Annotated in this window: 24 protein-coding genes; 13 read left to right on the forward strand and 11 right to left on the reverse strand. The window is 70.5% G+C overall.

The genetic code is table 11. From position 1 onward, the window contains the following. Nucleotides 1-29: 29 nt before the first annotated feature. A complete protein-coding gene (locus tag OG965_RS34185) occupies nucleotides 30-704 on the forward strand; it encodes an ABC transporter permease (RefSeq protein WP_371655922.1) in 675 nt (224 codons plus the stop codon). Next, nucleotides 701-1,642, forward strand: coding sequence for an ABC transporter substrate-binding protein (locus tag OG965_RS34190; protein WP_371655923.1), 942 nt, complete (start codon nucleotides 701-703; stop codon nucleotides 1,640-1,642). The genes OG965_RS34185 and OG965_RS34190 overlap by 4 nt, the downstream gene beginning before the upstream one ends. 41 nt (nucleotides 1,643-1,683) lie before the next feature. Here the strand turns inward: OG965_RS34190 and OG965_RS34195 are convergent, their stop codons facing one another. Beyond that, the gene (locus OG965_RS34195; protein ID WP_371655924.1) at nucleotides 1,684-2,391 is read right to left on the reverse strand and encodes a GNAT family N-acetyltransferase; all 708 of its coding nucleotides are present in this window, start codon (nucleotides 2,389-2,391) and stop codon (nucleotides 1,684-1,686) included. 208 nt (nucleotides 2,392-2,599) lie between these two features. Here OG965_RS34195 and OG965_RS34200 point away from each other — a divergent pair, with 208 nt between their 5' ends. From OG965_RS34200 to OG965_RS34220, 5 genes are all read left to right on the forward strand, one after another. Further along, nucleotides 2,600-3,307, forward strand: coding sequence for an RraA family protein (locus OG965_RS34200; RefSeq protein WP_371655925.1), 708 nt, complete (start codon nucleotides 2,600-2,602; stop codon nucleotides 3,305-3,307). Nucleotides 3,308-3,413: 106 nt separating this feature from the next. Next, complete coding sequence (locus OG965_RS34205) at nucleotides 3,414-4,151, forward strand: ankyrin repeat domain-containing protein (protein WP_371655926.1); 738 nt, start codon at nucleotides 3,414-3,416, stop codon at nucleotides 4,149-4,151. Nucleotides 4,152-4,569: 418 nt separating this feature from the next. Further along, nucleotides 4,570-5,685: a hypothetical protein gene (locus tag OG965_RS34210; protein ID WP_371655927.1), complete on the forward strand. Its 1,116-nt coding sequence runs from the start codon at nucleotides 4,570-4,572 to the stop codon at nucleotides 5,683-5,685. Further along, complete coding sequence (locus OG965_RS34215) at nucleotides 5,682-6,545, forward strand: hypothetical protein (protein ID WP_371655928.1); 864 nt, start codon at nucleotides 5,682-5,684, stop codon at nucleotides 6,543-6,545. The genes OG965_RS34210 and OG965_RS34215 overlap by 4 nt, the downstream gene beginning before the upstream one ends. 103 nt (nucleotides 6,546-6,648) lie before the next feature. Further along, nucleotides 6,649-7,119: a DinB family protein gene (locus OG965_RS34220; protein WP_371655929.1), complete on the forward strand. Its 471-nt coding sequence runs from the start codon at nucleotides 6,649-6,651 to the stop codon at nucleotides 7,117-7,119. A 421-nt stretch (nucleotides 7,120-7,540) separates the two neighbouring features. On the opposite strand, the gene OG965_RS34225 is transcribed toward OG965_RS34220, so the two are convergent. The 3 genes from OG965_RS34225 to OG965_RS34235 all read right to left on the reverse strand — a co-directional run bounded on the left by OG965_RS34225 (nucleotide 7,541) and on the right by OG965_RS34235 (nucleotide 9,600). Then, the gene (locus OG965_RS34225; protein WP_371655930.1) at nucleotides 7,541-8,437 is read right to left on the reverse strand and encodes a slipin family protein; all 897 of its coding nucleotides are present in this window, start codon (nucleotides 8,435-8,437) and stop codon (nucleotides 7,541-7,543) included. Nucleotides 8,438-8,521: 84 nt separating this feature from the next. Further along, nucleotides 8,522-8,788 carry a hypothetical protein gene (locus OG965_RS34230; RefSeq protein WP_371655931.1) on the reverse strand — a complete coding sequence of 89 codons (267 nt, stop codon included), beginning with the start codon at nucleotides 8,786-8,788 and terminating at the stop codon, nucleotides 8,522-8,524. A 5-nt stretch (nucleotides 8,789-8,793) separates the two neighbouring features. After that, nucleotides 8,794-9,600 carry a DUF5994 family protein gene (locus OG965_RS34235; protein ID WP_371655932.1) on the reverse strand — a complete coding sequence of 269 codons (807 nt, stop codon included), beginning with the start codon at nucleotides 9,598-9,600 and terminating at the stop codon, nucleotides 8,794-8,796. Between the two features lie 118 nt (nucleotides 9,601-9,718). Here OG965_RS34235 and OG965_RS34240 point away from each other — a divergent pair, with 118 nt between their 5' ends. From OG965_RS34240 to OG965_RS34255, 4 genes are all read left to right on the forward strand, one after another. After that, nucleotides 9,719-10,186, forward strand: a complete 468-nt coding sequence (locus OG965_RS34240) for a DUF5994 family protein (protein ID WP_371655933.1) — start codon at nucleotides 9,719-9,721, stop codon at nucleotides 10,184-10,186. Between the two features lie 145 nt (nucleotides 10,187-10,331). Continuing rightward, a complete protein-coding gene (locus OG965_RS34245) occupies nucleotides 10,332-10,619 on the forward strand; it encodes a hypothetical protein (RefSeq protein ID WP_371655934.1) in 288 nt (95 codons plus the stop codon). 169 nt (nucleotides 10,620-10,788) lie between these two features. Beyond that, on the forward strand, nucleotides 10,789-11,283 hold the full coding sequence (locus OG965_RS34250; protein ID WP_371655935.1) for an STAS domain-containing protein: 495 nt from the start codon (nucleotides 10,789-10,791) through the stop codon (nucleotides 11,281-11,283). Nucleotides 11,284-11,530: 247 nt separating this feature from the next. Next, nucleotides 11,531-11,800: a hypothetical protein gene (locus OG965_RS34255; protein ID WP_371655936.1), complete on the forward strand. Its 270-nt coding sequence runs from the start codon at nucleotides 11,531-11,533 to the stop codon at nucleotides 11,798-11,800. Between the two features lie 135 nt (nucleotides 11,801-11,935). Here OG965_RS34255 and OG965_RS34260 read toward each other — a convergent pair whose 3' ends face one another. The 6 genes from OG965_RS34260 to OG965_RS34285 all read right to left on the reverse strand — a co-directional run bounded on the left by OG965_RS34260 (nucleotide 11,936) and on the right by OG965_RS34285 (nucleotide 17,043). Further along, entirely contained in the window at nucleotides 11,936-12,547 is a 612-nt protein-coding gene (locus OG965_RS34260; protein ID WP_371655937.1) for a hypothetical protein, read from the reverse strand. Between the two features lie 56 nt (nucleotides 12,548-12,603). Continuing rightward, nucleotides 12,604-12,789 carry a hypothetical protein gene (locus tag OG965_RS34265; RefSeq protein WP_371655938.1) on the reverse strand — a complete coding sequence of 62 codons (186 nt, stop codon included), beginning with the start codon at nucleotides 12,787-12,789 and terminating at the stop codon, nucleotides 12,604-12,606. A gap of 349 nt (nucleotides 12,790-13,138) precedes the next feature. Next, nucleotides 13,139-13,309: a hypothetical protein gene (locus OG965_RS34270; protein WP_371655939.1), complete on the reverse strand. Its 171-nt coding sequence runs from the start codon at nucleotides 13,307-13,309 to the stop codon at nucleotides 13,139-13,141. Nucleotides 13,310-13,369: 60 nt separating this feature from the next. Beyond that, nucleotides 13,370-13,726 (reverse strand): PRC-barrel domain-containing protein, encoded by a 357-nt coding sequence (locus tag OG965_RS34275; RefSeq protein WP_371655940.1) that lies wholly within the window; start codon nucleotides 13,724-13,726, stop codon nucleotides 13,370-13,372. Between the two features lie 119 nt (nucleotides 13,727-13,845). After that, on the reverse strand, nucleotides 13,846-15,504 hold the full coding sequence (locus OG965_RS34280; RefSeq protein ID WP_371655941.1) for a D-alanyl-D-alanine carboxypeptidase family protein: 1,659 nt from the start codon (nucleotides 15,502-15,504) through the stop codon (nucleotides 13,846-13,848). A 66-nt stretch (nucleotides 15,505-15,570) separates the two neighbouring features. Next, nucleotides 15,571-17,043 (reverse strand): peptidoglycan D,D-transpeptidase FtsI family protein, encoded by a 1,473-nt coding sequence (locus OG965_RS34285; RefSeq protein WP_371655942.1) that lies wholly within the window; start codon nucleotides 17,041-17,043, stop codon nucleotides 15,571-15,573. A gap of 123 nt (nucleotides 17,044-17,166) precedes the next feature. On the opposite strand from OG965_RS34285, the gene OG965_RS34290 reads away from it, so the two are divergent. Both OG965_RS34290 and OG965_RS34295 read left to right on the forward strand, forming a co-directional pair. Then, a complete protein-coding gene (locus OG965_RS34290) occupies nucleotides 17,167-18,135 on the forward strand; it encodes a LysR family transcriptional regulator (protein ID WP_371655943.1) in 969 nt (322 codons plus the stop codon). Continuing rightward, complete coding sequence (locus OG965_RS34295; protein WP_371655944.1) at nucleotides 18,132-19,001, forward strand: serine hydrolase; 870 nt, start codon at nucleotides 18,132-18,134, stop codon at nucleotides 18,999-19,001. Before OG965_RS34290 ends, OG965_RS34295 begins: the two co-directional genes overlap by 4 nt. 78 nt (nucleotides 19,002-19,079) lie before the next feature. On the opposite strand, the gene OG965_RS34300 is transcribed toward OG965_RS34295, so the two are convergent. Beyond that, nucleotides 19,080-20,243: an ABC transporter ATP-binding protein gene (locus OG965_RS34300; RefSeq protein ID WP_371655945.1), complete on the reverse strand. Its 1,164-nt coding sequence runs from the start codon at nucleotides 20,241-20,243 to the stop codon at nucleotides 19,080-19,082. Nucleotides 20,244-20,316 lie beyond the last annotated feature (73 nt).

Genomic DNA, 20,316 nt, shown 5'->3' on the forward strand with positions numbered 1-20,316 from the left:
CGCCCCCAGCCCGCGGTGGTACGACGCCCATGACCACCCTCTCCCACGCCTGGTCCTGGCTCACCACCTCCACCCACTGGCACGGCGAGAACGGCATCTGGCACCGCCTCGGCGAGCACCTCTGGCTCACCGCCCTCTGCCTCGTCCTCAGCTGCCTCATCGCGCTGCCCGTCGCCCTCGTACTCGGCCACCTCGGCAAAGGCGGTGCCCTCGCCGTCAACCTCTCCAACATCGGCCGAGCCGTGCCCACCTTCGCCGTACTCGTCCTGCTGCTCCTCACCCCGCTCGGCAGGCACGGCGAGGCGCCGACGATCGTCGCCCTCATCCTCTTCGCCGTACCGCCGCTCCTCACCAACGCCTACGTCGGCATGCGCGAAGTTGACCGTGACGTCGTCCGGGCCGCCCGGGGCATGGGCATGACCGGCAGCCAGATGCTGTGGCGCGTCGAGCTGCCGCTCGCGCTCCCGCTGCTCCTCACCGGAGTACGCATCGCCGCCGTCCAGCTCGTCGCCACCGCCACCCTCGCCGCGCTCGCAGGCGGGGGCGGGCTCGGGCGGATCATCACGGCCGGGTTCAACCTCGCCTCCACACCCCAGGTTGTTGCGGGCGCTGTCCTCGTTGCCGTCTTCGCCCTCCTCGTGGAGGCGATCTTCGAGGTCGCCCAGCGCCTCGCACCCGCCTGGGCGAGGGGCGGCCCCTCATGAGAGCCCGACATGTGCTCCCTGCCGCGCTGCTCACCTTCACCGCCTGCACCACCGGCCCCACCCTCGAAACCCAAGGCACCGTCACCGCACCCCCCGGCGACAGCAAACACCTCACCATCGGCACTGCCGGGTTCACCGAAAGCGACCTGCTCGCCCAGATGTACGCCCTGCTGCTCGGCAAGGCCGGCTACCGCACCAAGATCCTCTCCGTCACCAACCGCGAGCTGTACGAACCCGCCCTCGAAGCCGGGCAGATCGACGTCGTCCCCGAATACGCCGCCACCTTCGCCGACTGGCTCAACGCCAAAGCCAACGGGCCCGACGCGCCCCCCGTCGGATCGCCCGACCTCGCCACCACCATGACCGCCCTCCGCCGCCTCGCCGCCCCACGCGGCCTCACCGTCCTCGACCCCGGCAAAGCCGTCGACCAGAACGCTTTCGCCGTCACCGCCGACTACGCCCGGCAGCACAAACTGCACACCCTCAGCGACCTCGGCGCCGCCAAACTGCCCGTACGGCTCGCCGCCGGTGACGAATGCGTCCAACGCCCCTACTGCGAACCCGGGCTGAAGAAGACGTACGGCATCGACATCACCGCCGTCGACCCCAAAGGCGTAGGCACCACCCAGTCCAAACAAGCCGTCCAGAACGGACAGGACCAGATGGTCCTCACCACCACGACGGACGCCACCCTGGACGCCTTCGGGCTCGTCCTCCTCGCCGACGACAAGCACCTCCAGAACGCCGACTACATCGTGCCCGTCGTCAACCGGTCCCGGGCGGGCAGCAAGGGAGTCACCAAGGCCCTCGGCGCGCTCAACACCGTTCTGACGACCGGCGACTTGGCCAGCCTCAACCAGCAGGTCGACAGCTGGCGGCGGCTGCCGACAGACGTCGCCAAGGACTACCTGGTGTCGAAGGGACTGCTGCGGTCCTGACGTCCCTCGCGCACCTAACACCGCTCGCGTCCCTCGCGTCCCTAACTGTCCTGACGCCCCTGACGGCCCGGAATCCTGTCCCGCAGCCGGTCCTTACCTCGCCGGTGCAACCGCCGCTGGACACGCCCGAGTACGTGGTCCGGCGGCAACTCCTCCACCAGGTCGTCGGCGCTCTCCTGTACGCACACGTGGACGTGCATGTCGTGCCAGCCGTCCGCGTGCAACTGGGCGCTGCGGCGCGTGCTCTCCGGGATGAAACCCGACTTCAGCGCCACCCGGCAGGCGGCCTCGTTCGCCATCGGATGCGCGATCTCGATCCGGTGCAGCCCCACCGTGTCCAGCGCCCACGACGCGAGCGCGGACACCGCCGCGGGCGCCACTCCCTGGCCGCGGAGCGACGGCAAAATCCAGTACCGGCACTCGGAACGGCCGACCGCCAGGTCCAGGCAGCACAAGGCGACCCACCCGACCAGCGCGCCGTCGGAGGAACGCACCACCGCCCAGTGCGCATCCGTCTCGGCCCGCCAGCCCTGCCGCCAGCGCGCTATCCACTCCCGGGTCTCGATCTCGCAGTCCGCGCGCCGCCGCGTCCAGTGCTGGATCGCCGGATCCTGGTACGCCTCGTAAACGAACGGCGCGTCGTCAAGTTCCCAGGGCCGCAAAAACAGACCGGTGGACACCGCGAGGGCCGGTTGGTCAGATCGGCCGAGGCGGCCTGCCGGGACAACGGCAGGGACCAGCTGGGGCATGGGCCCATCATGGCAGTGGAGCGCCGCCGGAGGGGGCCGCTCCAGACGGACCGCCCACCCGATTTTTCACGTCCACATTTTCACGTCCCTACGGGACTTGATTTCACATCCCTACGGGACCTGCGCGCCCCGCCCCACCGACTCGACCCCGACAATGACAGCAACAGGAAGAACAAAGAACGAAGAACGGCGAGAGGGACACGAGGGTATGGATCACGACGAGCTCCACAGCCGCTTCGCGACACTGACCACCGCACATGTGGCGGACGCCTGCCTCCGCGCGCGCGTGCCGGTGAGGTGCGCGCCGTCCGTAGTACGTCCCGTGGTGGACGGCGGACGCGTGGCCGGACGGGTGGCACCGGCGCGGCACGTCGGCAGTGTCGACATCTTCCTGGAGGCGTACGAACAGGCCGCGCCCGGCGACGTACTGGTCGTCGACAACGGCGGACGGCTCGAAGAGGCCTGCGTCGGCGACCTTGCCGTGCTTGAGGCGAAGGACGCCGGGCTCGCTGGTGTCGTCATCTGGGGACTGCACCGCGACACCGCCGACATCCGCGCGATCGGGCTGCCCGTCTTCAGTATGGGCGCCACCCCGGCCGGGCCGCAGCGGCTGGACGGCCGCGCCAAGGACGCACTGGAGGCGGCCACGGTGGGGGAGTGGACCGTCAGCCGCGAGGACGTGGTGTTCGGGGACGACGACGGCGTGCTCTTCGTACCCGCCGACCGTGCGGCCGAACTCCTCACCGTGGCCGAGACCATCCGCGACACCGAACGCCGCCAGGCCGACCGCATCCGCGAAGGCAACTCCCTGCGCGAACAGGTGCAGTTCGCCCGCTACCTCGCCGAGCGCCGCCATAACCCCGCCCTCACGTTCCGTGAACACCTGCGCGCTGTCGGTGGGGCGATCGAGGAATAGCATGGGGGTGTACATGCGTACGCCACGCATCACCCCACACGCCGCCTCATTCCCCCGCGTGACCTCTCGGCGGAAAGGGAACAGCGGAAGGAAGCAGGTGCCCCCGATGTCCACGATGCTGATCGGCGCGCACGAGCCGCTGGCCGTCGAGGTGGCCGCGACGATCCGCGCCGGGGACGTCCGAGGCCTCCAGGAGCTCCTCGCCGCCCACCCCGGTCTCGCGGCCGCGCGGCTGGGCGACGAGCTGGTCAACCGCACCCTGCTGCACGTGGCCACGGACTGGCCGGGCCACTTCCCGAACGGCCCGGTGGTCGTGGCCGCGCTCGTCGCGGCGGGCGCGGACGTGGGAGCGCGGTTCACCGGCCCGCACGCGGAGACCCCGCTCCACTGGGCGGCCAGCTGCGACGACGTCGCCGTCCTGGACACGCTGCTCGACCTGGGCGCGGACATCGAGATCGACGGCTCGGTCATCGCGGGCGGCACGGCGATCGCGGACGCGGTCGCGTTCGGCCAGTGGCGGGCCGCCCGCCGCCTGTACGAACGCGGCGCCCGCACGACCCTGTGGCAGGCGGCCGGCCTCGGCGAACTCGACCGGGTCGCCGCCTACTTCGCCCCCGGCACCCCGCCACCGCCCGCCATCGAGATCACCGAAGCCCTGTGGTGCGCCTGCCACGGCGGCCAGCAATCGACGGCCGCGTACCTGCGCGACCGGGGCGGCGACATCGACTGGGTCGGCTACGACGAGCTGACCCCGCTGGACGCGGCTGTCCGAGGCGACCACGCCGAAGTGGTCGCGTGGCTGGAGGGGTTGGGGGCGAGGTCGGCGAAGGAGGAGCGGGCGTGACGGGCGGCCTCTGCCACCGGCTCCGATGCCGCCGGAGTCGACTCCCGTCGTCGGCCTCTGCCACCCGCCCCGACTCCCACCTCCGCCTCCCCGCTCACACACGTGTGATCAGCCATGGAATCGTCGTCGCGACCAGGATGATGGCGCACAGCCTGACGGTCATTCCTGTGCTGCTGATGGCCAGTCGGACCGTGCGCCACATCTCCCTGCTGTACATCCGAAGCCCCTCCTGCCGTGTGTCCTTAACCGAGCCACGTCCTGGCTCGGCAGCCGAGTGCCTCAGTGTCGGTGGAAAGCGGTGAGCGGAACTGACAAGTGACAGAAAGCGACGAAACTTCGCTCGCCCTGCCAAGACGGCGCACTGCCTGCCATAATTCCCCCTCTGATCGATGCCTTGCAGTGCCCTGGGGAGGCGCCCTTGCCCGGAAGCGAGTTACCCGGTACCGACGTGCTGCCGCCCGGTCCGTTGCGGACCCTGACGGTGGAGCTGCACGGTCTGCACCGGAAGGCGGGACTGCCCTCGGCCCGCCTGGTGGAGGCCTGGGTGAAGGCGGACCGGGGATGCGCGGCAACAGTGAGCCACACGACGTTCCGCACGATGCTCCACGGCACGACGCTGGTGAGCTGGATCAAGTGGGCGAGCGTCGTCCGTGTCCTGGCGGCGAACGCGGTGACGCTGCCCGACCGTGACACGCAGATCGAGCGGTTCCATGCGCTGTGGCTCGATGCGACATCCGCCCCTGCGGGCTCGCCCGCGCCTCCCGTCGGCCCACAGATCGGCGCGCCTCCCGTCGGCCCACAGAACGGGCCGACGGCCGCCCGAGCCGTGAGTCACCCGCTCCTGCCCGTACAGGAGTTGTCGTATCCCCAGATGGCGCGACAGTTGTGCATGCCGGTCTACATCGCGGTGGACGCGCCGAGCCCGCCGGGAATCCGGGACCGCCAGTTCGACAACGTGCTCGGGGTACTTCACGACCAGCTCGCCTCGGCACCCCGTATCGCCGAGCTGGCCCACGTCTGTGTCGTGGCCTTCTCCGCCCAGCCGTACGTCGTGGTCGAGCTGACCGACGTCAGCGACCTGATCAGGATGCCGAAGGTGGTCTGTATCGGGGAGGCGGACTACGCGGCGTCCTTCACGCTGCTACGGGAGCGGATGGAAGCGGACGTCGCCGCTCTCGGTGATCAGGGATGGGCGGTGAGGAGGCCGCTCGTTCTCCTCCTGAGCAACGGCACTCCGAAGGACGACAGTTGGCGGGCCGCGCTCAGGCGGCTCGTCGATCACCGGCACCGCTCACGGCCCCACATAATCGGGTACGGATTCTCCCCGGCCGCGATGTCGTTCGTGACCCAGGTCGCCACGCTCGCGGCGTTCCAAGCAGATCTGAACGGGTCGGGCACGGTACCGGGTGGGGAACTGGTCGCCGCGGTGGGGCGCATGCTGAATTCGATGGTCGCCTCCGCCCACACCCGTCCGCTGACCCTTCCCGAGGCACCCGCCGAGTACCGGTCCATTCCCGTGGAATACCTGGATTGAACGAGGACACCTTGGTGAACCGGCCGGTCCCCGGGGGCGCGCTCCCCCTGGCAGCAGCCTCTGCCGACAGCGGGGTGTTCGACGTGCCCGGGCACGCGGACCTGGTGGCGAAGGTGTTCCGCGGACCGTGTCCGCCCGGCCGCGCAGAACGGCTCCGCCATCTCATCGAGCTCCCCGACGCCATGAGCGCGGCCGAGCGCGACATACTCCGGACGGCCAGCTGCTGGCCGCTCGCCGCCCTGGTGGACCAGGGCGGCGACGTGGTGGGCTGCCTGCTGCCGAAAGCGCCCGAGAAGTTCGTCTTCGACCGCACCACCCCCTCGGGTCGGACGCACGCCGGATACCTGGAAATCGACTGGCTGGCCAACCCCGACGACGTGCTGGAACGCCGTGGCATCCCGCCGCAGGACATGCGGTCGCGGGCCGCGGTGTGCCGAAGCATCACCACCGTGGCCGCGGTGCTGGAAAGACACGACCTGGTCTACTCGGACTGGTCGTACTCGAACGCCTTCTGGTGCGTGGAGGACCACTCCGCCTACGTCATCGACGTCGACGGATGCGCCCCGCACAGCAGCCCGAACGTACAACAGCCGGGATGGGAGGACCCATTGACACCATCCACCTCGGCAGCCGACAAGTACGTCGACCGGTACCGCCTCGCCCTCTTGGCCGCGCGCTGCCTCACCGGCCGACGCCGGGCCGATCACGTGGTGCACGCGCTGGGGCGCGGCACCGACGGCCTGGACGGCGCCCCTGGCCTTCGCACGGTCCTCCTGCGCATGCTCCTGTCGCCCGAGCGGGAGCAGCGGCCGTCGGCACATCAACTTCTCGTTGAACTGGTGGCCGCAGCAGAGGGTTAGGCCCCCGTTGTCAGTGGCCCGTGCCAAGGTGGTCCGCATGGGAACGACACGGACGACACCTGACGGGCGACCTATCCCGCCACCGCATGCCGATGAGCGCGCCATGCTGGAGAACTGGCTCGACTTCCAGCGGGCCACCCTCGCGCTGAAGTGCGCGGGGCTCGACGACCGTCGACTGCGGCACGCGGCGGTGGAGCCGTCGTCGATGACCATCCTCGGCCTCGTCCGGCACATGGCGGAGGTCGAACGGAACTGGTTCCAGCGGGTGTTCACCGGGCAGGACATACCGCGGCTGTTCGGGGAGGGCGGTGACGGCGGGTTCGTGCTCGACCCGGACCAGGGGATCGAGGACGCGCTGGCTGTCTGGCGTGCCGAGATCGAGGTCGGGCGCGAGCGTACGGCAGGGGCGTCGCTCGACGCGTCGGGGACGCTCTCGGAGGAGGGCGCCGCGTTCATGGGCGACCCGACCGTCTCCCTGCGCTGGATCCTCATCCACATGATCGAGGAGTACGCACGGCACAACGGGCACGCCGATCTGCTCAGGGAGCGCATCGACGGGGTCACGGGGGTGTAGGGCAGGAGTGGCGTGAGGGGCGGGCGGCGGTGTAACTGCCGTGGGTGAGATCGCGGTGGAAGCCGGATGACCACGATCGCAACCGTCACGGCCGCGTACGGCCGCCGACCCCGCCGCCCGCCGGCCGCCGCTGCGGGCGGGCCGCGCCTCGTCGACGGGGAAGGGGGCGCTCCCGTCGTACTCCTGCGACGACGGGTTCACCACCGGCCACCGGTGGGTCGACGGGTGGCGGGGCGGGGGAACTGGCCGACATGTAGGGCTCCTTGACCTCGGTGGGGGTGCGTGGGCGGTGCGGCCGGGGTCCGGGGCTCTGGGTGTGGGGCGTCGGTGGTGCGGGGCCGGAACGGTTGCGGCTCGGACCAGTTGCGCGTCAGGCCGGTCCCGAGCTCGGGCCGGTCCCGTGCTCAGGCCGGTCGCGGGCTCAGACCGGCTGCTGGATCGCGCCGTTTGCTTTCGGTCCCGGCGCGTGGCCGGCCTTGGCGAGGTCGACCGGCTCGGGTGCTGGTGCTGGTGCTGGTGCTGGTGCTGGTGCCGGGACCGGTGCGGCGGCTGCGGACTCCCTGCTGAGGAAGGCACCCAGTTCGCCGATGGTGCTCATCAGCGGGGCGGGGAAGACGACGGTGGTGTTCTTGTCGACACCGATCTCCACGAGGCTTTGCAGGTTGCGGAGTTGAAGGGCCAGAGGGTGGGCCATCATGGTGTCCGAGGCGTCGCCCAGCGCCGCCGCGGCGAGCGATTCGCCCTCCGCGTTGATGATCTTGGCGCGCTTCTCCCGCTCCGCCTCGGCCTGCCGGGCCATCGCGCGCTTCATGCTGTCCGGCAGCTGGATGTCCTTGAGCTCGACCAGGGTGACTTCCACGCCCCACTCGGCGGTGGCGACGTCGAGGATTTCTCGGATGCCCAGGTTGATCCGGTCGGTCTCCGACAGCGTTTCGTCCAGGGTGTGCTGGCCGACGACCTTGCGCAGGGTGGTCTGGGCGATCTGGTTGGTCGCGGCGTGCACGTTCTCGATGGCGATGACCGACTTCACGGCGTCCACGACACGGAAGTACGCCACGGCCGACACGTCGACGCTGACGTTGTCGCGGGTGATGATGCCCTGCGACTGGATCGGCATGGTCACGATGCGCAGCGACACCCGGTGCAGTACGTCGACGATCGGGATGATGGTCCGCAGGCCGGGCGCGCGGGTGCCGGCCAGGCGGCCGAGCCGGAAGAGGACCCCTTGCTCGTACTGCTTGACGATCTTGAGGGTCATGGCCAGCGCCAGCAGCGCGAGGAGGCCGACGACGACGATGAGGATGATGAGAAGCTGCATGTGCCGCTCCTTCGATGAGGACCCTGGCGGGTCCCGAGCGGATTCCGGCTCGTGTGCTCAGGATCAGTGCCCGTGTGCTCAGGATCAGTGCGCGTGCCGGATCCGGCGCCGGGGGCGCAGACGCCCGCGGCCCCCGTCCCGTTGGTCGCGGCGGGCGGGGACGGCGGGCGGCTCGGACTTGCCGGGGGCCGGCTGTGTGGTGCGGTCGCGGTCGCTCTGGCGGCCGGGTGCGAACCGGCTGTAGCGGTGCAGGACGATCCGCTCGGCGTGCTGGGCGTTGAGCCGGTGGATCAGGCCTGCCGCGCCGATGATCAGGAAGACTATGACGAGGACGGTCAGGGCGGTGGCCATGATGGTCACATCCCGACCAGGAGGCGGCTGGGCCGGGCCGGCACGCCGACGCGGAACGACGGGGCGCCGCCCTCGTACTCCCATGCCTCTTCCGGTGCCTCTTCCGGCGCGCCGACATCCCGCGACCGACCGGCGACCGGGGTTCCGCCCAGGCCTTCCTCGGCCGCGATGAGCTCGCTCGCCGTCAGCGGCGGCCCGGTGTCGGCGGTCGCGGCGGCCATCAGCCGTGCGGCGGCGGCCGCATCGGTCTGCGGCGGGATCACCAGCAGATCCCAGCGGCCGACGCTGTAGGACAGCAGGAGCAGCTTGTGCGGATCCAGCTCGGGCGTGAACCAGCCGGCCTTCACCACATGCCCGTGTACGGGGATCTTGCGCGGGATGACGGGCCAGTGCTCGGGGTTGACGGCGATATGGGTGATCCGGGCCCACGCGGGGTCCAGCACGTCGACCAGAGCGGGGAGTTCGCTCAGCAGGTCGCGGGATCGGGGCCACCAGGCTCCATCCAGAAGTCCACGGGAAGCGCCCGTGGCTTTCAGCGCGACGCGGGCGATAGGTGCCGAGTCTGCGGGGCTCTCGCGCCGCGGCCCAGGAAAGTCGATGGTCGCGGACATCACGCGAACCCGTCTCCAGGTCGCCGTCCGTGGACAGCGGCCTGGTGTTTTCGCTCGCCGGGAACGACGCCGACACGGAGGCCGGGGTACGAAGTGCTCTCGGTAACTCCAGCGTACTCCTCGGTGAGGCCGAACCGGCGGGTACGGGGGAGGGAGGACCGGCTTTAGCACGCCATCCGGAGTATCGTGGAACAACGGCATCGTTTGTCACTCAGCAACACCCCCCACTCAGTAACACCCCCCACGCAACGACCACACCCCCGATGTCCGTACCGGCGCAGGCCGACGTGTCGGCACACCCGCAGGCAGGCGAACCATCATGGCGGAATCCGACACCCCCACCCCTCCGAGACTCCTTCCGGACGCCATCCACCATGCGGTGAAACCCGGAACCGCACTCCTCAGGCTGGAGACGACCCCGTCCCGTGAAGGGGTTCTCGACGGCGCGTGGTGGCCGCGGTCCCGTGACATCGCGGAGCAACTGCCCGCTCTGATCACCGCGCTGACCGAGCACCTCGGCCCCATCACGCGGGTCGGACTCGATGCCACCGCCTGGCAGGCGATCCCAACACGCCTCGTGATCGACGACCGCGTCGTGCATCTCGACTCCTTCCCGGTCGGTGACGACACCGTCCTCATCACGCGCGGCGACAACGACCACTTCGCACTGCTCGTGGTCCCTCCGGACACGAACGCCGACACCGCGCGCATCGCGATGGCCCGGGCGGTCCACGCCGACAACATCACTGAGGCCGCACAGCTCCTCATAGCGACCGTCCCCGACTGAGGCCGTTCCCACCGTCGGTGCGGCTCCCACTGCCGGTGCGGCGAGCGGAACGGCAGCCCGGCTCCGGCCCGGCGGCGCAGGAACCGCAGGAACCGTGTGAGAGCCGGAAGCGTTTCAACGCGCCGATCCTGGCCACTCGGTGGGCATGTCCAGACGCTATGGCGGAAACCCCGCCGCGACGATCATCCTCATCATCGCGGACATCACCGCGGTCATCCTGATCCTGTGGATCGCCTTCTTCCTGTTGGACGCCAACACCGCGAACGATCTGGTCTCCTGGGTCCACCACGCGGCGAACTGGCTCTCGGGCTGGTCGCGCGACATGTTCAACGTCGAGTCGGACAACTGGCGCACGGTGCTCAACTACGGTCTGCCCGCGGTCGTCTACCTGCTGATCGGGCACGCGGTGGCGGGCCGGGTCAACCGTACGTAGCCGCCTCGCACGGGACCGGGCCGCGGGCCGGCTTCCATGGCCCGGTGCCCGGTGCCCGGTGCCCGATCCCGTACGGACTTGGGCTGTTCGTGAGTGAGGGGCAGGACTAGGGTGAGGGCAGCGCCCCAGCCCCCGGCAGCGTGCCCGATCCGCTCCGAGGAGGCCCAGGGTGTCCACCAGTCCCCGAACTTCTCCCTCGCCCGCCGGCGCACTGCGCCTGCACTCCGGCGGGGAGGGTGTCCGTGCGTCCGCACGCGGCCGCCGTTCCCGGCCCGCGCCGACCGTCCCGGGCGGCCCGCCCCCGCTCCCGCACGTCACCGAGGGATGCGCGGTCATCATCGTCAGCGGACATCTGAACCTCACCACTGTTCCAAGGCTGCGCGAGCGCCTTCTGCGGGTGGCCCACGGTCCCGGAAACCTCTTGGTCCTCGATCTGTCGGGCGTGACGTCCTGCGACGCCCTCGGCCTCGGACTGCTCGTCGCCACCGCACGCCGGGCCCGCTCCTTCGGCGGCGGCCTGTGTCTCCTCGCACCGAGCCCCGGTGCCGCCGCGGCGCTGGGCAGCGCCGGGCTCACCCGGCTCCTTCACATCTATCCCGATCTCGCCACAGCGACCGGGACCGTGCCCGCCGCGCCTGTCCCGCAGTTCGGGAAAGCGGCATAGAGGGGCGCAGGTCAGCATGTGCTCCCGAAGAGCGCGCTAACTGCTCTGCGCTGAGAAGGTCCTGGGCGCGCCCCCGCGCACGTCAGTGCGGTCGGCGCGCTCCGGACAGCCACCAAGGCGCCATCTGCGCACTTCACTACCGAAGGGGCTCGGCGGAGAGTATCCGCACCCCTCCTGCGGGTCTACGCTGCCGAGTGAGGCCCCAGTCCCCGGTTGCGATGACCCGTTCCACGACCGGAGGCCTGCCATGATCGTGCTGCTCGTTCTTCTCGTCACGGTCCTGTTCGGGCTCGGCTTCCTGAACGGCATGTGGTGGGTGGTCGCGGCCGTGGTGGTCTTCGCTCTCCTCCGCTACGGGCGGGACGGATACGACGGCTGGGGCCGCGGTGACGATTCCGGATTCCGGAACTACCGTGACTACCGGGATCGCGTGGACCGCTGGGACCGTCGCTACAGTCGCCAGCGCCGGAACCGGTGGACCCGCCAGGACCGTTGGGACCGCGAGCACCGCGGTTGACCGCGCCGGCGGTGGACAGCCGCGCAGCATGGTGGCGGTCCTCGCACCGTGCTCCCGCGGCGAAGCGACGATGAGGGGCGCACCTGCCCGGTGCCGCCGGAGGCTGAGGCCACGGCGCGGTCCCGGGCCACTGTCCTAGCGGTGAACCGCGGCAGATCTCCGGCGTGGCGAACGGGGTGGTTCGAGGCTGCTGTCGAAGGGAAAGACCAGAAACCGCCACACGGTCCGACTGGACGGCCGCCGTAGTTCGCCGAGGTCTTCCCATCCCCAGGACCGGAACGCGGCGTGGGTCGTACGATCGGCCGGGTTCACCAGGGTCGCGCCGAGCGAGGCGTGGCGGGCGGCGAGCAGCTGCTGCTGCAATTGCCGGGCGAGGCCGTGGTCCTGCTCGTGCGGATGCGCCACGATCTCCGTGACCGCGAGGACACGCCCGGATGTGGCGAGTTGGATGACTCTCCGTGGAAGTGCTCCCTCGAAGCCGAGCCACCAGACGCCGTCCGTTCGTACGGGATGGCCGAAGGCGTACCCGGCCAGCGCCGTCGTCTCCGCGATCAGCATGGCGAAGCCCGGCTGTCGGATGTTGGCCGCGAGACGGCGCAGGAAGCCCTCTCGGCTGGGGAACTCCGCAGCCGACGGGCAACCTGGGTCCACCATGTACAGAAAGGACTCCACATACAGATCCGCGAGGTCTTCTCGCAGGTCCTCGGCCTGCCACCGGCTCAGCTGCCGCAGACGTATCCCCTCCATGGGGGCTGCGCCCGCACCGGGAGACCTCTGCTGCCGCCCGCGCCCGGGCCAGGCCGTCATCGCACACCGCCCGCGCCCGCGATCGCGACCGGAACGGGCTGACGCGACACCGCGCCGGGCCGGGGGCCGGTTGGATTCGGCGGGGCGGGCAGGACATGAAGCAGGTCGATCTCACCGGCCAGGGTGCTGAGGGCTCGGGACTTCCGGTCGTGGCGGTAGACGTTCGGCTCGGGGACGGGCATGGCGCCTCGGTTCAAGTGGCCCCCCGCGCAATGCGGTACGGCGGTGCCGGAGTCGGCGCCTCGTCCTGCATGTCGCGGTACGGCTTTCGGTGCGCGCGGAGGCAGATGACCGGCTTCGGCGATGGGCCCGCATCCAGGCCCGGCACTCCGGGGTCACTCCTCGAAGGATGCGCCTGTCGGGAGGACCGGGGTCCGTTCCGACGGGGCATCGTGGTCAACCGACATGTGCCGCCGGGGGCTCGGGCGTCCGTCCAGCAGCATAGCTCGCAGATGGAGCCGACCAGGGGCACGGCAATCGGCCTTCCGATGCCGTCCGGCATCGCCGACGCGGTGACCTCTCGGGTCCGAGTCAGCGCAGGGGGCGGCGCCGTGAGCGCCGGAGCCAGCGCCTGGTGAAGAAGGCGACGTCGGCCACCAGGACGACGACGCCGATGGCCAGCAGATAGCCCAGGCCGTCCGCGACCGCGCCGATCAGTCCCAGGACGACGGCCACGAGGATGAGGAACAGGAACATCGCCATGATGTGGCCATCTCCTTCTTCTGTGGAGGACGGTCGGGTCGTGGAAGGAGGTCGGCGCGGTCATGGGCGTGCGAGCCGGCGTTCGCCGGCCGCGCCCGGCCGGTACTCCATCTCGTAGTGCTGGAAGATCGCCTCCTCCTGATCGGCGGGCAGCACGTCGTCCGTCCCGATGGACGGGGCCTGCCGGACCAGCCCCCGGGGGTACGGGACCTTGACGTAGTGCGGGCCGAGGATCGCCTCGTCGAGGGGGACGAAGACCAGGCGGCGACGGGTCGGCAGGCCGGTGAGGACGGTGGCCATGGCCGGTTCGTCGGTGCTCGTGTCCACGTACACCGCTTCGAGCACCCCGATCTTGTGTCCTTTCGGGTCGACCACGTCCTGGTTGCGCCACTCACGGACATCGGCTGCGGTGATCATGGTCGTTCCCTCCGGTCGGGACCCGGATCGGCGGGTCTCCGCCCTTCCAGCCTGCCCCCGATGGCGTACGACCGCCACGGTCGCCACGCCCACCGGCCCCCGAAGTCACCCGAGTCGCGTCACCCGAGCCGCGTCAGCTTCGACCCGAAGGACGGCTCGCGGAGATCCTTCTGGAGGGCGACCGGGACCTTCGGCGCGTCGGGACCGGTGCCGATCGCCAGCGTGGCCACCACCGCACCCGCCCCGGCCGAGTGCGGTACGGGCTTGCCGTTGTCCGTGATCCGCAGGGGCAGCCGCTGACCCGGTACGCCGATCGCCTTGAGGTCCTTGGTGGCGACCAGCGGCGTACGGCCGCCCAGACCGTCGTCCACGTACCCGACCACCTGGCCCTTCTTCACGGCGACGGCGGAGGTCAGGGCGTCGCGGACCGCCACGATGACCTTCTTGCTGTTCTCCTTCACCAGCGTGAGGCTGTTGCCGCCGTTGGGATCCGGGCCGTCGACGCGCTGGTCCAGCATCGTCCCGAGGATCAACGGCGTCCGGTCGTCGACCGTCTTGTACGCGGCCCACATCAGCGCGCCGCCCGCCGCTGTGTTGGATCCCGTCTTGATGCCCTTGATGCTCAGCCCGGCGAGCAGCAGGTTGTCATTGTTGTTGTTGATCGGCTGCGGCAGACCCTTGATCGTGGCGTTCGGCAGCGCCACGATCGGCCGGAAGGCGTCGAACCTCATCACCGCCTCGGCGAGCTTGAGCTGGTCGACGGCAGTGCTCACGGTCTTGGCGTCCAGACCGCTCGGATCGGTGTACGTGGTGTCGTTCATGCCGAGCGCCTTGGCGGCCTCGTTCATCTTCGCCACGAACGCCGTCTCGTCACCGCTTCCCGTGGCCCAACGGGCGAACAGCCGGGCGATGTTGTTGCCCGACGGGATCATCAGCATCTTCAGCATGTCCTGCTGGCTGAACTTCGCCCCGGCCGTCAGACCCTCGATGCGCGACTCGTCCTTGGCCTCGCCTTCCCGTACGGCTTTCTCGTCGATCTCGATCGTCGGCCCCGTCTCGTCCTTCTTGAGCGGATGCTCCTTGAGGATCACGTACGCCGTCATCACCTTGGCGACACTCGCCGTCGGCACCGGCTTCTGCTCCCCGAACGTGCCGATGCTCCCCGAACCCTGGACCTGAACCGCGCCCTGGCCCTTCGCCGGCCAGGGAAGGCCGAAGCGCCCGTCGAAGGTGTACGACGCCGTGTCGGCGCCCAGCTTCAGGGACGGGGTCGGCAGAGGGCGGACCGCCTGGACGATCACGAAGACCAGGACCAGGAGGAGGGTGATCGGCACCCAGATCTTGAATCGGCGCGCGAGAGTACGGGCCGGGGTCTCCGGCGGTTTCGGGGTGTTGGTGAGCTCCGCGAGCAGGTCCAGGGGCGGGAGAGGGGCCGCTGAGGGCTTTTCGGATACGGGCGCGGGGGGTTCGGTATCGGGGGTGGGCGCGGTCGGTGCGGCCGCCTCAGCCGTGCCCCGGGCGCCGAGCGCGGGACCAGCCGTCACCGGTCGTGGCGGCTTCAGGACCGGCATGTCGACCGGCTTCAGCGCCACGAACTCGCTCGTGCGCTCGGCGTCCGATTCGTGGGTCGCCTCGGAGGCGTCGGAGGCTTCGGAGGTGCCGGAGCTGCTGCCCGAACCGCCCTGCTCCTCCGCCCCGCCGCCTACCTCCTCCACCTCACTCGTCGCCTCCGCGTCGATCTTCCGCTTGCTGCCCTCGTCGGGGGACTGGTCCGCCACTGCTCTCTTCCTTGTCCGATCTGAAACCGTCGTGGCACCGCCCGTGCCACCCGCCACCAACCGGCGCTACTTCTTCAGCACCGCCTGCATGACCGCCTTCGCGATCGGCGCTCCAAGGCGCCCGCCCGCGATGGCGTCGCGCGAGATGTCCATGTCCTCGGGGTCGACGAGCACCGCCACCGCGACCGGCGAAGTGCCGTCGCTCTGCTTGGCGTACGACACGAACCAGGCGTACGGGCGCTCGTCGCGCACATCGGCGCCGTGCTGCGCGGTGCCGGGCTTGCCGCCGACCGTCACGCCGTCGATCCTCACCTTGCTGCCCGAGCCGTCGGTCACCGTGAACTCCATCATTTCCTGCACCTTCTTCGCGGTGGCCTCGGAGACGGCCTGGTTCAGCACCTCGGGCCGGGTCTTGGCGAGCGGTGACAGGTCGGGGCCGCGCAGCTCCTCCACCATGTACGGCTTCATCACCTTGCCGTCGTTGGCGAGCCCGGCCGTGACCATGGCCATCTGCAACGGGGTGCTGGTGAGGCTGCCCTGGCCCATACCGGTCAGCGCGGTCTGCGGCTTGTCCAGCTTGTCGGGGTAGCCGCTCGCCACCGCGCGTACGGGAGTGAACTGCTCCTTGTTGAAGCCGAACTTCTCCGCCGTCTCACGCATCTTGTCCTTGCCGGTCTTCAGCGCGGCGTCGAGGAAGACGTTGTTGCAGGACCACTGGAGCCCGGTCTTCATCGAGACCTTGTCGCACTGGGAGTTGGGGACGACGTTGCCGATCTTCGTCGTGCTCTGCGGCAGCTGGTACGGGGCCGGGGCGCCCGAAGGCGCGTTGATGTCGGTGACCGTGCCGTGCTCCAGGGCGGCCGCCGCCGTGAGGATCTTGAAGGTCGAGCCGGGCGGATAGATCTCCCGGGTCGCCCGGTTGCTCAGCGGCTTGCCCTTGTCCTGATCGAGCTTCTTGAACACCTCGCCCTCCTTGTGCGAGATGCCCGCGAAGGCCGACGGGTCGTACGAGGGTGTGCTCGCCATGGCGAGGATCCGGCCGGTACGCGGGTCGAGCGCGACCACCGCGCCCTTCGCCTTCAGGTCGCTGAGCCCCTTGTACGCGGCCTTCTGCGCCTTCGGGTCGATGGTGGTGATGACGTCGCCGCCGCGCGGCTTGACCCCGGTCAGCATGTCGAGCGGCCCGGCGAGCAGTCGGCTGTCCTTGCCGCTGAGCACATCGCCGTGGACGCCTTCGAGGAACGTGGCGCCCTGCGCCTGCGAGAGGTAGCCGGTGACCGGCGCGTACATCGGGCCGTCCTTGTAGACGCGCTTGTACTTGAGGTCGGAGCCCGGCGTTGCCACCGAGCCGGTGATCGGGGCGCCGCCCACGATGATGTTGCCGCGCGGCTGGGCGAACGTCTCGATCCGCACCCGGCGGTTGTCGGGGTGGTTGGCGAGGGTGTCGCTCTGCGCGAACTGCACCCAGGTCGCCCTCACGAGCAGGGCGAGCGTGAGTACCCCGCAGAAGACGGCTATGCGTCGAAGTGGCCGGTTCATCACTCTCCGTCGGGCGTCGTGGGGTCGGCGGTGGGCATAGGAGGAGGAGAGCAGCACTCTGTGCCGTATGTCCAAGTTCACTATCAGTCCCAGATTGATAAAATTGCGATATCGTCGCTGGTCGTGGACTTGATTCGGCATCTGGAATGTTTTGCGGCTGTTGCAGAAGAGTCACATTTCGGTCGGGCCGCCGAGCGGCTCGGCATGGCCCAGCCGCCCCTCTCGCAGCGCATCCAGCGCCTGGAGCGCGAGCTCGGCGTGCGGCTCTTCGAGCGCACCAGCCGACAGGTGACGATCACCAAGGCCGGGACCCTGCTCCTTGAGGAGGCCCGCGAACTGCTCGCCGGCTCCGAGGCGCTGATGGCCACCGCGCGCCGCATCCGGGACGGTGAGAGCGGGCTGCTGCGCGCCGCGCTGCCGCCGGACATCGCGGGCGAGACCGTCGCCGCGATCCTCGCGGACTTCGCCCGGCACCACCCCGGCGTGGAGCTGGAACTGCGCGAGCTGACCACCACCCAGCAGCTGGCCCAGTTCGCCTCCCACGACTTGGACGCCGGGCTCATCTACCACCCCTGCGACGTCTCCGGCCTCGAACTGGGCCCGGTGCTCCGCCGCGAAGTGGGCGTCCTGCTGCCGCGCGAGGCGCCGGAGGCGGAGCTCGACGCGGTCCCCCTGGCCTCCCTCTCCCCGTACGACCTGATCCTCTTCCACCGCGCCGCCGCGCCCGCGCTCCACGACGACGTCCTGACCACCTGCGCGCGCAACGGCTACACGCCCGCGGCCGTACGGCACGGCCAGGGCGCCAGTTTCATCCGCGGCCTGATCCTCTCGGCGAACGCCGTCGCCTTCAGCCCGAGGGACGCGCACCCCGCGCACACCGCCGACCGGGACCCGGACCTCGTCTGGCGCCCGCTTGCCGGGGCGCCGCTGTCGTGGCGGCTGTCGGTCGCCTGGCCGCGCGGGCGCAGCGACACGGCGGTGAGCACGTTCGCCGAGGCGGCCACGCGCGCGTTGCGGGAGACTTCGGCCGTGAGCACCGAACTGCCCCCGCGCCCGCTCCATCTGCGCCCGGCCGCGGAGTACTGGCTGTGACCGCCGCCGCCCGCATCCGCGAGGCCTTCGACGAAGCCGGCGTCACCGGCCGGCTGCACGCCCTCGACATCGACTCCGGCGCCGAGATCGGCATGGGCGGCGACCAGGCGGTGGTGACGGCGAGCGTGCACAAACTCTGCGTGCTGGTCGCGCTCCACGAACAGGCGGCGGCGGGGCGGGTCGACCTCACGGAGCAGGTGGAAGTCCCGCTGGCCGACCGTGAGTTGGGCCCCACCGGCGTCGCTGCGATGCTGGATCCCGTACGGATGTCGCTACGCGACGCGGCGTACCTCATGATGGCCGTCAGCGACAACACGGCCGCCGAACTCCTCCTGGTCCGCATCGGCCTGGACGCCGTCAACGCCACCACGGCCCGGCTCGGCCTCGCTCACACCTACGCCGTCCACACCTTCCGCGAACTCCTCGCCACCATCAAGGAGGACGCGGGCCCGGGCGGTGCCCAGGCGCTGGCCGACCCCTGCGTGATCGCCCGGCTGCGGGCGCTGGACCCCGCCCGCACCAACCGCAGCACACCCCGTGACATGACCCGCCTCCTGAGCGCGGTGTGGCGGGACGAGGCGTGCACCCCCGAACACGGCGCCGCGATCCGCCGCCTCCTGGGCCTCCAGGTCTGGCCGCACCGGATGGCCTCCGGCTTCCCCTTCGACGACGTCCACGTGGCGGGCAAGACGGGCAGCCTGCCGACCCTGCGCAACGAGGTCGGCGTCATCGAATACCCCGACGGCGGCCGCTACGCCGTCGCGGTCTTCACCCGCGCCGCCAGCACCGCCGCGACACTGCCCCCGGCCGACGCGGTCATCGGCACGACGGCCCGCATCGCGGTGGAGGCGCTGCGGGCCGGGTAGCCGCGCCGGACCCTCAACGGGGTGCGGTGACGGGGAGATCGCGGGCCGTCGCCGACGACCATCACACGGGGACACCCCCTACGCATCCGCCACAGAATCGAACTCCACCTCCCCCCGCCCCACCCCCTGCGCATCCGCGTCCACCGACCGGCGCAGAGCCTCGTGGAGCTTCGCGGGGGTGAGGACGCCCGCGAAGTGGGTGCCGTCCAGAACCGCCACCCAGCCCGCGTCGTACTGGAGCATCTCGCTGAACGCCTGCTTCAGGGGCGCCCCCACCGGTACCCAGGCGTCCATGCGGCGGGCCAGGTCCGCCACCGTGGCCGGGGTGCCCGCCAGCGAGAGCTCGTCCGTGGAGACCCAGCCGTGCAGCACGCCCGACGCGTCGAGGACGACCGCCCAGCGCGCCCCGGCCTCGCGCAGGTGCGCGGCGGCTGTGTCGGCGGGCTCGTCGAGGCGGGCGAGCGGCGGCTGCTCCAGGTCGGCCTCCTCGACCGTGGTGACCGACAGCCGCTTCAGGCCCCGGTCGGCGCCCACGAACTGGGCGACGTACGGGGTGGCCGGGGCGCCCAGGACCGCCGCCGGGGTGTCGAACTGCTCGATGCGGCCCTCTCCGTACACCGCCATCCGGTCGCCCATCCGCACCGCCTCCTCGATGTCGTGCGTGACCAGGAGGACGGTCTTGCGCACGGTCGCCTGAAGGCTCAGGAACTCGTTCTGGAGCCGCTCGCGCACCACCGGGTCCACCGCGCCGAACGGCTCGTCCATGAGCAGTACGGGCGGATCCGCCGCCAGCGCCCGGGCGACCCCGACGCGCTGGCGCTGGCCGCCCGAGAGCTGCGCCGGATAGCGGGAGCCGAACGTCTTCGGGTCGAGGCCGACCAGGTCCAGGAGCTCCGCCGCCCGCGCCCGCGCCTTCGCCCGTTTCCAGCCGACCAGCGCCGGAACCGTCGCGGTGTTGTCCAGAACCGTGCGGTGCGGGAACAGGCCCACCTGCTGGATGACGTAGCCGATCCGGCGGCGCAGTTTCACGGGGTCGACCGACGCGATGTCCTCGCCGTCCACCAGGATCCGGCCGGACGTCGGCTCGATCAGGCGGTTCACCATCATCATGGTCGTGGTCTTGCCGCAGCCCGAAGGGCCGACCAGAGTGACCAGTTCTCCCTCGGCCACCTCGAAGGACAGGCCGTCGACGGCGCTCGTGCCGTCCGGATACACCTTGCTGACCCGCTCGAACCTGATCATGGATCCACGCTAGGAGCCACCGTGGCCGTACGCACACGGACCGCCGCCGGGGGAGTGCGCTCCCGGTCGGCCG

This window comes from Streptomyces sp. NBC_00224, from assembly GCF_041435195.1.
In the GTDB taxonomy this organism is placed as follows: domain Bacteria; phylum Actinomycetota; class Actinomycetes; order Streptomycetales; family Streptomycetaceae; genus Streptomyces.